Genomic DNA, 12,557 nt, shown 5'->3' with positions numbered 1-12,557 from the left:
TCGCATGGCACGACCATGATGATGCCCTGATGTGCTCACACCCTGACGCCCGGCCCGACCGGGCGTCTTTCATGGAGAAAATGAATGGCGATACGCGAGATTCTCAAGATGGGCGACCCGCGCCTGCTGCGCCAGGCGCAGCCAGTGACCGAGTTCGGCACGCCGGAGCTGGCGCGGCTGGTCGATGACATGTTCGAGACCATGCGCGCCGTCAACGGTGCGGGACTGGCGGCGCCCCAGATCGGTATCGATCTGCAGCTGGTGATCTTCGGCTTTGGCCACAACCAGCGCTATCCGGACGCCCCGGCCGTGCCCGAGACGGTACTGATCAACCCCATCCTGACGCCCCTGTCCGACCAGGAAGAGGAGGGCTGGGAGGGCTGCCTGTCGGTGCCCGGCATGCGCGGCGTGGTACCGCGCTGGAGCCGTCTGCGCTACCAGGGCGTGGATCAGAACGGCAACCCGATCGACCGCACCGTGGAGGGTTTCCACGCCCGCGTGGTGCAGCACGAGTGCGACCATCTGCAGGGCATCCTGTACCCGATGCGCATTCGCGACTTCCGCCAGTTCGGCTTTACCGAAGTGCTGTTCCCCGAGCTTGACCCTAATCAGGACGACTGAGTCCCGGCCTTGCGCTTGAGGCAGTCGTAAAAAAAGCATCCCGGCACGGCGCCGGGATGCTTTTTCGCTTTTGCATCACCCGCCAGGCGGGTGTACGGTCGCGGTCAGTGGCTTTCCTTCACGCGGGCGTCAATGTGCGCCAGCGCCTCTTCCACCTGGTCGATCAGGATCAGGCAAAGGTCGCCCGGCTGCAGCGACGCCAGGGCAGTATCGATGGCGATGAATTCGCCGTTGATTTCCTTGACGTCGCTGGTGCGGCTGGCCTTTTCCAGACCCTGGCGCAGCAGGGCGATCACTTCTCCATCTTCACGGCCGCGCTGGCACTGGTCCTGATACAGCACCACCTCGTCGAAGGCATCGCCCAGCAGTTCGGTCTGGCGGGTGATGTCGACATCGCGCCGGTCACCGGCACCGCTGATGACCACCGAGCGGCGCTTGGCGGGCATGCTGTCGACCGCCTTGATCAGGGCCTGGATGGCATCCGGATTGTGGCCATAGTCGGCGATCAGGGTGGCGCCCTTGTAATCGAACAGGTTGAAGCGGCCCGGTGCGGTGCCACTGTCGCTGATGAAGCTGGCCAGGGCGCCGGTGATCTGCTCCCAGTCCAGGTCCAGGGCCCAGGCCGCGCCGACCGAAGCCATCACGTTCTCGACCTGGAAGCCGATGGCGCCGGCACGGGTCAGGGGGATGCCGGAGAGCTTCAGGCGTTTTTCGAAGCTGCCCTGGGCGGCCACGATGGCGTCGCCATCGCGATAGACGATGCGATGGCCCTGGGCGCGATGGGTGGCCATGATGGGGTGGCTGGGATCGAGCGCGAAGAAGGTCACCGAACCGGGACAGGAAGCGGCCATCTTGGCCACCATCGGATCGGCGGCATTGAGCACGGCCGTGCCGGTCGGTGCGACGTTCTCGACGATGACGCGCTTGACCACGGCCAGGTCTTCCACGGTGCTGATATAGGACAGGCCCAGGTGGTCGCCCATGCCGATGTTGGTGACCACGGCGACGGCGCAGCGATCGAAGCCCAGGCCTTCACGCAGCACGCCGCCACGTGCGGTTTCCAGCACGGCCGCATCGACTTCCGGGTGGAACAGGACGTTGCGGGCGCTGCGCGGGCCGCTGCAGTCGCCGGTGTCGGTGCGCAGGCCGTCGATGTAGACGCCATCGGTATTGGTCATGCCCACGCGCAGGCCGGTCTTGGCCAGCAGATGGGTGATCAGGCGTACGGTGGTGGTCTTGCCGTTGGTACCGGCCACCGCCACCACGGGGATGCGGCCGTCGTCGCCGTCGTCGTACATGGTCGAGACGATGGCTTCGCCGACATCGCGAGCCTTGCCGTAGGAGGGTGAGAGGTGCATGCGCAGGCCCGGCGCGGCATTGACTTCGACGATGCCGCCACCTTGCTCTTCCAGCGACATGTGGACCGAATTGCAGACCACGTCCACGCCGCAGATGTCCAGGCCCACCATCTGGGCCGCCGCAATGGCGCGTGCCGCCACGTCGGGATGGACGTCGTCGGTGACATCGGTGGCAGTGCCGCCGGTGGACAGGTTGGCGTTGTTGCGCAGGACCACGCGTACTCCCTGGGCAGGGATGGATTCGGGGTCCAGGTTCTGGCCGGAGAGCACCAGCAGGGCGATGTCGTCCAGGCGGATCTTGGTCAGCGAGGTGGCGTGGCCATCGCCGCGCAGAGGGTCGGCGTTGACCTGGTCGATCAACTGGCGGATGGTGTGCACGCCATCGCCGATGACTTGCGGCGGGTCGCGGCGGGCGGCCGCCACCAGGGTCTTGCCGATCACCAGCAGGCGGAAGTCGTGGCCGGGCAGATAGCGCTCGACGATCACTTCATCGCTGATCAGGGCGGCGTTGTTGAAGGCACGGGTGATCTGTTCCGGGGTGCTGATGTTGACGGCCACACCCTTGCCCTGGTTGCCGTCCAGCGGTTTGATGACCACGGCCGAACCGATTTCCTCGGCCGCCTTGAGCGCGTCTTCGGCCGTGGTGACCACGCGGCCGTTGGGCACCGGCACGCCAGCGGCGTGCAGCAGCATCTTGGTCAGGTCCTTGTCCTGGGCGATGGATTCGGCGATGGCGCTGGTGTTGCTGGTCTCGGCGGCCTGGATGCGCTTCTGACGGCTACCCCAGCCGAACTGCACCATGCTGCCCTGGGTCAGGCGGCGATAGGGAATGCCACGCTTGATGGCGGCATTGACGATGGAGCCGGTGGAGGGCCCCAGGCGGACATCTTCGTCCAGTTCGCGGATGCGGGTGAGCGCGGCGGTCAGGTCGAAGGGCGCATCAGCCTGGGCCGCCTGCACCAGTTGCAGCGCGAGGTCGAAGGCCAGACGGCCGACTTCCTCTTCGCTGTATTCCACCACCACCTGGTAGATGCCGGTCTCGACGGTGGACACCGTGCGGCTGAAGGTCACCGGACAGCCGGCCTGCGATTGCAGCGCCAGGGCCGCGGCCGCCAGCGCGTGGGCCATCGACACCACCTGCTTGCCGCCATCGGGTTCGAGGAAGCCGATCTGCGGGAAGCGGGCGCGCAGGCGCAGTTCGAAGCCGGGCATGTCGTCGATGACGCGCTCGTGTTCCGGGCAGGAAACGATGGCTTCGATGGCAGTGTGTCTGCTCCAGAGATTGGGGCCGCGCAGGGCGCGAATGCGGGATACGTCCATGGACAAGTTTTCCTAGGTGTCTCTTGATCTTGAATCTGTCTGTCTTGCAGTGCGGGTGCAGTCCAAGCCGATGGCTCAGGCCACCTGGCTCTTGAACTTCAGGCCTTGCTCTTCGGCCCGTTCGGTACCGAACAGCTCGATGCCGGCGCGGATCACCTCGGGGCTGATACCCAGCGCCCAGGCAGCGCCCACGGCAGCCAGCACGTTCTCGACCTGATAGGCGACGGCGCCGTTTTCGGTCAGCGGAATGGCATCCACCGAGCTGACCTTGCATTCGCGTTCACCGTCGGCCTGGATCAGGTCGCCGCCGCGCAGGAACACGGCGCGGCCACCTTCCTTCAGGTGGCCGGTCAGCAGTTCGGAGGCCGGGTCGGTGCCGAAGAAGATCACCTCGCCATCGCACAGCTGGGCCATGTCCGCCACCAGCGGGTCGTCGGCATTGAGCACGGCCGCGCCATCGGGCAACACCAGGTCCACCTGGGTACGCTTGACCTTGGTGGCGATCTGTTCGGCGTTCTCGATGTAGAACTCGGGCAGGCTGTCGTCAGGGTCGATGTTGGCGACCACGCCCACCAGGCAGCGGTCGTAGGCCAGGCCTTCGGCCAGGATGGAGGCGCTACCGTTCTCGAACACGGCGGCTTCCACGGCGCGGTTCAGCAGCACACGGTGTGCTGCGTCCCAGTTGGCACGGTTGCCACGTTCGATCTGGCGTTCACCGAAGTACAGGCCATCGCCGCAGGCCAGGCCCACATGCTTGCCCGAGAGGTGCACGATGCGCGCGATCAGGCGCGAGATGGTGGTCTTGCCGTGGGTGCCGGTGACGCCGACGATGGGAATGCGGCCGTTTTCTTCCGGGCCGAACAGGTTGTCGATGATGGCTTCGCCGACCGGACGCGGCTTGCCGTCGGAGGGCTTCAAGTGCATCAGCAGACCGGGGCCGGCGTTGACCTCGACGATGGCGCCGCCCTGGTCTTGCAGGGGGCGCGAGATGTCTTCGGCCACGATGTCCACACCGGCGATGTCCAGGCCGACGATGCGCGCGGCCAGCGAGGCGGCGGCGGCCACGCTGGGGTGGACCAGATCGGTGATGTCGGAAGAGACGTTGCCGTTGCGCAGCAGCAGGATGCGGCGGCCGGCGGCGGGGACCGATTCGGTGGTCAGGCCCTGGCGTTGCAGTTCCAGGGCGGCGGCCGGTTCGCGTTCCAGCAGCACCGGGTCCAGCAGGTGTTCTTCCAGCAGGCCACGACGCGGGTCGCGGTTCAGTTCGTCCAGCAGGTCCTGAACGGTGGACTTGCCGTCGCCGACGATGAAGATGGGTTCGCCACGGGCGGCGGCGGCCAGCTTGCCGCCGACGATCAGCAGGCGGTGTTCCAGACCCGGCACGAAGCGTTCGACCAGCACGCCGCTGCCTTCTTCCAGCGCGACCTTGTAGGCGGTTTCGATTTCTTCGCGGGTATTGAGGTCAATGAAGACGCCGCGTCCATGGTTGGCGTCGCAGGGCTTGACCACCACCGGCAGGCCGATGTCCTGGGCGGCCTCCCAGGCGTCTTCCGGGCTTTCCACCAGACGACCTTCAGGGACCGGCACGCCGCAGGTTTCCAGCAGTGACTTGGTCAGGTCCTTGTCGCGCGAAATGCCTTCGGCAATGGCGCTGGTCTGGTCGGATTCGGCGGTCCAGATGCGACGCGACTTGCAGCCGTGGCCCAGTTGCACCAGATTGCCTTCGGACAGGCGGATGGTGGGGATGCGGCGCTCGTCGGCGGCATCCACGATGCAGGCGGTGCTGGGACCCAGGCACAGGCGGTCGACCATGCGGCGCAGCTTGGAGAGGGTGCCGTCGAGGTCGTAAGGACGGTCTTCGATGGCGGCCATCACCAGATCGCGGGCGGCGAACAGGGCGGCGCGCGTGACGGTCTCATGGCGGGCGCGCACCACCACCTTGTAGACGCCGCGCACATTGGTTTCGCGGGCCTTGCCGAAGCCGCCGGGCAGGCCGGCCAGGTTCTGCAGTTCCAGGGTGACGTGTTCCAGGATGTGACCGGGCCAGGTGCCCTCGTGCAGGCGACGCACGAAGCCGCCGCGCTCTTCATAGCTGCAGCGGTGTTCGATCAGGGTCGGCAGCCAGGTGGTCAGGCGGTCGGGGAAGCCGGGAATGGTGTTGGAGGGGCAATCCTCCAGTTCGCCGATATCGATCCACACTTCGAGAGCGGAACGGTAAGTCCAGATGTTCGGACCCTTGAGGTTCAGGAAACGGAGGAATTCGATATTTTTCATGTGTGGTTGGTGTACCGCTGTGTTGGCCTAGGCCGGAGTTGCCGGCGCGCCGGCGTGCTTGCCCTCATGTCGCCGCCTTCTGTGCCGCCCGGCGCAGGCCGGTCAGCACTCTGTCAGAATAGCGCATGGTTCACTAACGCGCAGGACGGCGTTTGGTTTACTGGATCAGACAGAAGGACACTGGATTTTTCTTGCCCGCCAGGAAGTCAGCTGCCCGGCCTCTGTCCGGATGGCGGATCGAGGGGGCGCGGGAACAGGGCGAAGGTCATCTGTATGTTGTTGCAGAGGGATGGAAGTGAACGATATTGTCGCAGACTGTTCCCGCGCGTGGGGCCTCGCGCGCAAAAAACGCCGAGGTGGCGGCGGCGTTGTATTCGCATGGTGCGGGAAAATGGGGTGCGGCGGTCTCTCCGGGTGCACCGTTTTGCCGCCTCTCGCGTTATCGGGTGAAGCTTGCCGCCTCACTGGGCGAGCCATGCCGGAGAGGGCCGCGGGGCGCTATAATCGCGCGCTGCGCGTCACCGGCGCAGTACCAGCGGTCCGGAGAGACCTGCTCATCCCTAAAACAATAGCCACACTGCTCACTTCGGGCCTCAACGCTGCCGTTACATGACTACTGACTCAATTCCTTCCGCGACCGCCAGCCTGCCCGAGCGCTGGCAAGCGGAAACCGCCGCCCGCCTGGCTGCCGGCGAATCCGTGCTGGCCTGGCTGGAGCTGGACCTGGACGCCCAGCTGCAATTCTCCCGCTCGCTGGTGCTGGCGACCGAACGCCGCCTGCTCTCGGGCTCTGCCGACGGTCGCGTCTGGCAGGAATGGACCTACGGGCCCGATCTGCAAATGAAGCACCACGACCACGCCGGCGTGGGGACGCTGGAATTGTGCGACGGCGCCGGCCGCCTGGCGGCCTGGCGCTACACGCTGGCGCAGAATCCGCAGGCGCTGCGCCTGATCAAGTTGTTCGAGCAGCAACGCGACCTGCTGGCCTCGGGCGTACAGGTCGAGGAAGAGGGCGACGTCTGCCCGACCTGCAAGGCGGTCCTGCCGGAAGGCCAGGAAACCTGTGCCATCTGCCCCGAGACCAAGGAGGCGCCGCCGTCCACCTGGGCGCTGTTCCGCCTGTCGCGCTTTGCCAAGCCCTACAAGGGGTCGCTGCTGCTGGGCTTCCTGCTGACGCTGGCCTCGACGGCCGCCACGCTGGTGCCGCCCTACATGACCATGCCGCTGATGGACAATGTGCTGATCCCGTTCCAGAATGGCACGCCCATCGATACCCATCTGGCCACACTCTATCTGTCGGGCCTGCTGGGTGCGGCGCTGCTGGCCTGGGGCCTGGGCTGGGCGCGGACCTATATCCTGGCGCTGGTGTCCGAGCGCATCGGGGCCGACCTGCGCACCACCACCTATGCGCACCTGCTGCGACTGTCGCAGGAATATTTCGGCGGCAAGCGGACCGGCGACCTGATGGCCCGCATCGGTTCGGAAACCGACCGTATCTGCGTCTTCCTTTCGCTGCACCTGCTGGACTTCGCCATCGATGTGCTGATGATCATCATGACGGCGGCCATCCTGATCTCCATCAACCCCTGGCTGGCACTGGTGACCCTGTTGCCGCTACCCTTCATCGCCTGGATGATCCATGTGGTGCGCGACCGTCTGCGCCACGGCTTCGAGAAGATCGACCGCATCTGGTCGGAGGTGACCAACGTGCTGGCCGATACCATCCCCGGCATCCGCGTGGTCAAGGCCTTCGCCCAGGAAAAGCGCGAAGTGGCCCGTTTTCGCGAGGCCAACCGCCACAACCTGATGGTCAATGACCGGGTCAACAAGATCTGGTCGCTGTTTACGCCGACCGTCACCTTCCTGACCGAAGTGGGTCTGCTGGTGGTGTGGGTGTTCGGTATCTGGCAGGTTTCCAGCAACCAGATCACGGTGGGTGTGCTGACGGCCTTCCTGGCCTACATCAGCCGCTTCTACACGCGCCTGGATTCGATGAGCCGCATTGTCTCGGTGACGCAGAAGGCCGCCGCCGGCGCCAAGCGCATCTTCGACATCCTGGATCATGTCTCCAGCGTGCCCGAGCCGGCCAACCCGGTCCACCTGGAGAAGGTGCAGGGTGCCATCGAAGTCCGCAATATCGGCTTCCGCTACGGCAACCGTGCGGTGATCCGCAACATGAGCCTGTCGATTGCCCCGGGTGAGATGATCGGGCTGGTCGGTCACAGCGGTTCGGGCAAGTCCACCATGGTGAACCTGATCTGCCGCTTCTATGATGTCTCCGAAGGGGCGATCCGCATCGATGGCGTGGATATCCGTTCGCTGCCGATTTCCGAATACCGTCGCAACATCGGGCTGGTGCTGCAGGAGCCTTTCCTGTTCTTCGGCACGATTGCCGAGAACATCGCCTACGGCAAGCCCGAGGCCACCCGCGAGGAAATCATCGCCGCCGCCCGTGCCGCCCATGCCCACGAATTCATCCTGCGCCTGCCGCAGGGTTACGACTCGCTGGTCGGCGAACGCGGCCAGGCGCTATCGGGCGGCGAGCGCCAGCGTATCTCGATTGCACGGGCGCTGCTGATCGATCCGCGCATCCTGATCCTGGACGAGGCCACTTCCTCGGTCGATACCACCACCGAAAAGGAAATCCAGAAGGCCCTGGACAATCTGGTGCAAGGCCGTACCACGATCGCCATTGCCCACCGCCTGTCCACGCTGCGCAAGGCCGACCGTCTGGTTGTGCTGGATCGCGGCCAGGTGGTCGAGGTCGGCAACCATGAAGAACTGATGGCCCGTGAAGGGCATTACTACAAGCTCTACCAGGCACAGGCGCGCAACCCGGACGGGGATGCCGAGGTATCGGTGAGCGACGATGAGAAGGGCGATTGAAGCCATGACGACCACCACTATTGCCCAGCCGTCCTGGCAACTGCAACGCAACAGCTTCGGCCGCCTGGTGCTCACCGATGTCGATGGTGTGGCCCATGAGAATGTGATTCCGGTGCGTGCCTTTCCCGTCTCCGCGCCGGATCACGGCCTGTCGCTGGTCAGCAGCGATGGCCATGAACTGGCCTGGATCGATACCCTCGATGAGCTCGCCGGAAACGCGCGCAAGCTGATCGAGGAAGAACTGGCCAGCCGCGAATTCATGCCCGAGATCGAGCGCATCATCAGCGTCTCGACCTTTGCCACGCCCAGCGACTGGACCGTGCAGACCACCCGTGGCACTACGACCTTCACCCTCAAGGGGGAGGAGGATATCCGTCGTCTCGCTGCACCGGCGCTCCTGATCGCCGACAGCCATGGCATCCAGTTCCTGATCCGCGACCAGAAGGCGCTGGACAAGCATAGTCGCAAGATCCTCGATCGTTTCCTTTGATCATCTCCCCACCGTTCGTCCTGAGTAGAGCCGCAAGGCCCGTATCGAAGGCGCCAAGCAGGTCGAGCGGATCGAAATCCGAATAAAGAACGGCCCCGATTGATCATCATCGGGGCCGTTCTTGTTACAGCGGCGGAGCTCAGAACTTCTCGTCCGGTCGCAGGTAGCGCCATTGCCCCACCGGCAGGTCGCCCAGCTTGACGCCACCGATGCGCACACGTTTCAGGCCGATCACCTTCAGTCCAACCATGTCGCACATGCGGCGGATCTGGCGCTTCTTGCCTTCGCGCAGGGTGAAGCGCAACTGGTCTTCATTCTGCCAGGCCACCTTGGCCGGACGCAGCGGCTTGCCGTCCATGATCAGACCGTGGTTCAGGCGCTTGAGATCGGAGTCGGGCAGCTTGCCGGGGCGGGTGTATTGCACCCGCACCAGATATTCCTTGTCGACCGCCGAATCTTCGCCGATCAGTTGCTTGGCGATGCGCCCATCCTGGGTCAATACCAGCAGGCCGACCGAGTCGATGTCCAGTCGCCCGGCCGGTACCAGGCTCTTCAGCTGGCGCGGATGGTAGCGCATGTCGGTCTGGTCTTCGACCCAGCGGGATTGCTCGTTGACCAGCACCACGGCGGGCTTGTAGCCGTCTTCGGCCTGGCCGCTGACGTAGCCCATGGGCTTGTTGAGCAGGATAGTCACGCGCTGCGCCTGTTCGGCGCTGGCCTGGCGTTCCACGGTCACCTTCTGGTGCGGCAACACCTTGCTGCCCAGCACCGATACCACCACGCCATCGACCCGCACCCAGCCCTTCTCGATCCATTCGTCGGCCTCGCGGCGCGAGCACAGGCCGAGTTCGGACATGCGTTTGGAAAGTCGTACGGGTTCAGTCATGGGAATTGCCTTGCGAAAAACGGGGAGCCGGCCAGCGGCGAGGGTGAGATTGTAAGGCCGGCAGGGCCGGCGCGCCAGACTGGCGGCGGCCCTGCCGGTACGGGCAGGGTCAGATGCGCAGGGTCTGCAGGAGTTCGGTTTCCAGCAGGATCTGGTTGCGCGGCTGGGACAGCCCGGGGCCGTCGATCAGGAACACATCTTCCACCCGCTCGCCCAGGGTCATCACCTTGGCGGTGTGCAGGTTGATCCGGTACTTGGCCAGTACGTTGGAGATCGAATACAGCAGACCGGCGCGGTCATTGGCCGAGACCGACAGCAGGTAGTACTGGCCGCGTTCGTCCGGGCGCAGATCCACCGAGGGATTGACCGGGAAGGTGCGCGACAGCCGCGACAGGCGGGCCTTGGATGGCGGCGGCAACGGCTGCTCCGACTGCAGCAGGGCGCCCAGTTCGTGTTCGATCAGGTTGATGATGTCGCGGTAGTTCTTGGCGAACACCGGGGCATTGATCAGGAAGGCATCCAGTGCGTAGTTGTTGCGGGTGGTGTGGATCTTGGCGTCGAAGATGCTGAAGTTCTTCTCGTCGAAGTAACTGCAGATGCGCGCGAACAGGTCGGCGCGATCCGGGGTGTAGACCGCAACCTGCACGCCTTCGCCGATGGGCGCCAGGCGGCAGCGCACCAGCGGCACCCCGGTATCGACCTTGTCATAGAAACAGCGCGTCTGCCAGGCGATGTCGGAGGCGTCGTGGCGCAGGAAGTAGGCCACATCCAGCTGCTTCCAGAGCTGTTCGTGGGCGTCGGCCGGCAGACCATAAAGGCGCAGTGTCTTGATGGCTTCCTGCTGGGTGTTCTTGAGCTCGCGGTCGGCCGAGGGCGCTTCGCCGCCCAGCACGCGAAGGGTCATGCGGTAGAGGTCTTCCAGTAGCTTGCCCTTCCAGGCGTTCCATACCTTCGGGCTGGTGCCGCGGATGTCGGCCACGGTCAGCAGGTAGAGTGCGGTCAGGTGGCGTTCGTCCTTGACCAACTGGGCGAAGGCGGTGATGACGTCGGGGTCGGACATGTCCTGCTTCTGCGCCACATGCGACATGGCCAGATGCTGTTCGACCAGGAACACGATGAGCTCGGTATTCTCTTCGGAGATGCCATGCTGCAGGCAGAAGGCCCGTGCATCGGCCATGCCCAGCTTGGAGTGATCACCGCCGCGCCCCTTGGCGATGTCGTGGAACAGGGCGGCGACGTACAGCACCCAGGGCTGGCCGAAGTTGGCCATCAGCTGGCTGCAGAAGGGGTATTCGTGGGCATGCTCGCTCATGGTGAAGCGGCGTACGTTGCGCACCACCATCAGGATGTGCTGATCCACCGTGTAGACGTGGAACAGGTCATGCTGCATCTGTCCGACGATCTGGCGGAAATTGGGCAAGTAGCGACCCAGCACGCTGGTTGCGTTCATCCCGCGCAGGGCATGGGTGATGCCGCGCTTGCTCTGGATGATCTGCATGAACAGACGATGGTTGTGCGGATCATTGCGGAAGGCATTGTCGATCCTGAAGCGCGCATGCCACAGCGCACGCATGGTGCGGGCCGACATGTCCTTGAGCTCGGGATGCTCGGAAAGCACCAGGAACACCTCCAGCATGGCCGAGGGAGTGTCTTCGAAGACCTTGTCGTGGGCGATGTCGAGGAAGCCGTTGACCTCGTTGAAGCGCTCGTTGATCTGGCGTGGCACCGCCTGCTGCGGGAACAGGTGCGCTTCGATGTTCTGCAGCAGGATGGTGTTCAATTGGGTCACCGCCTTGGCGGCCCAGTAGTAGCGCTGCATCAGGTATTCGCTGGCGCGGCGGGTATCGGTGGTCTTGAAGCCGAAGGTTTCGGCCAGTTGGGTCTGGATGTCGAACACCAGTCGGTCTTCGCGGCGGTCGGTGAGGATGTGCAGGCGGATGCGGATGTCCTTGAAGGCGCGTTCCTTCTGGCGCAACTGACGCGCCTCGGTGGAGGTCAGCATGCCGTGCTCGGCCAGTTCGCCCCAGGAATTGCCTAGGCCGGCTGCCTTGGCCACCCACAGGATCACCTGCAGGTCGCGCAGCCCGCCGGGGCTTTCCTTGCAATTGGGTTCCAGGCTATAGGGGGTGTCTTCATATTTCACGTGGCGCTGGCGCATTTCCAGGGTCTTGGCCTGGAAGAAGGCCAGCGGGTCGAGCGCCGCGTGGTAGCGCTCCTGCAGGCGCTTGAAGAGGGCCAGGTTGCCGGTGACCAGGCGGGCTTCCAGCAGGCTGGTCTGGACTGTGATGTCGGCCGCCGATTCGTCCAGGCATTCGTCGATGGTGCGGATGCTGTGGCCGATTTCCAGGCCGATGTCCCAGAACAGTTGCACCAGCGATTCCAGCTTTTCCTTCTTGGCGGCGTCCGGTGCCTGGTCCAGCAGGATCAGTACATCAACGTCCGAATGCGGGAACAGTTCACCACGGCCATAGCCGCCCACGGCCACCAGCGCGGCATTGCCGGACATGCCCAGTTCTTCCCAGGCTTGCGTCAGCGCTTCATCGACATTGCGGCGCAATTGCGCCAGCAGTTGCTCGGTCTTGTGATTGGACTGGAACACATCGATGGCTTGCTGGCGCGCGGCCTTGAGCTGTTTCTTGAGCGTGATGGCGAGAGTGGGCATCGGTGGATTCGATCAAAGGAGGCGGGGCGCCGGGGTAGCGCCAACAACGGTCGGGGCCGC

At 64.6% G+C, this 12,557-nt stretch carries 7 protein-coding genes; 3 read left to right on the top strand and 4 right to left on the bottom strand.

All coding sequences use genetic code 11. The annotated features are described in order from the left end of the window. Positions 1-84: 84 nt before the first annotated feature. Positions 85-621, top strand: a complete 537-nt coding sequence (def, locus tag VE092_RS16280; protein WP_324878501.1) for a peptide deformylase — start codon at positions 85-87, stop codon at positions 619-621. A 104-nt stretch (positions 622-725) separates the two neighbouring features. Here def and cphA (VE092_RS16275) read toward each other — a convergent pair whose 3' ends face one another. Both cphA (VE092_RS16275) and cphA (VE092_RS16270) read right to left on the bottom strand, forming a co-directional pair. Beyond that, positions 726-3,299, bottom strand: coding sequence for a cyanophycin synthetase (gene cphA, locus VE092_RS16275; protein ID WP_324878499.1), 2,574 nt, complete (start codon positions 3,297-3,299; stop codon positions 726-728). A gap of 75 nt (positions 3,300-3,374) precedes the next feature. Then, the gene (gene cphA / locus VE092_RS16270; RefSeq protein ID WP_324878497.1) at positions 3,375-5,573 is read right to left on the bottom strand and encodes a cyanophycin synthetase; all 2,199 of its coding nucleotides are present in this window, start codon (positions 5,571-5,573) and stop codon (positions 3,375-3,377) included. 609 nt (positions 5,574-6,182) lie between these two features. Between cphA (VE092_RS16270) and VE092_RS16265 the strand changes: the two genes are divergently transcribed. Together VE092_RS16265 and VE092_RS16260 are read left to right on the top strand one after the other, a co-directional pair. After that, positions 6,183-8,459, top strand: a complete 2,277-nt coding sequence (locus VE092_RS16265; protein ID WP_324878495.1) for an ABC transporter ATP-binding protein — start codon at positions 6,183-6,185, stop codon at positions 8,457-8,459. 4 nt (positions 8,460-8,463) lie between these two features. Then, positions 8,464-8,949 carry a DUF1854 domain-containing protein gene (locus tag VE092_RS16260; RefSeq protein ID WP_324878493.1) on the top strand — a complete coding sequence of 162 codons (486 nt, stop codon included), beginning with the start codon at positions 8,464-8,466 and terminating at the stop codon, positions 8,947-8,949. A gap of 139 nt (positions 8,950-9,088) precedes the next feature. Here the strand turns inward: VE092_RS16260 and VE092_RS16255 are convergent, their stop codons facing one another. Together VE092_RS16255 and VE092_RS16250 are read right to left on the bottom strand one after the other, a co-directional pair. After that, positions 9,089-9,835, bottom strand: coding sequence for a pseudouridine synthase (locus VE092_RS16255; protein WP_324878491.1), 747 nt, complete (start codon positions 9,833-9,835; stop codon positions 9,089-9,091). A gap of 109 nt (positions 9,836-9,944) precedes the next feature. Then, positions 9,945-12,497, bottom strand: a complete 2,553-nt coding sequence (locus VE092_RS16250) for a [protein-PII] uridylyltransferase (protein WP_324878489.1) — start codon at positions 12,495-12,497, stop codon at positions 9,945-9,947. Positions 12,498-12,557: the final 60 nt, after the last annotated feature.

Origin of the sequence: Herbaspirillum sp. (assembly GCF_035644555.1) — a bacterium.
Taxonomy (GTDB): Bacteria; Pseudomonadota; Gammaproteobacteria; order Burkholderiales; family Burkholderiaceae_D; genus Herbaspirillum.
This window is presented reverse-complemented; position numbering and strand designations above follow the sequence as displayed.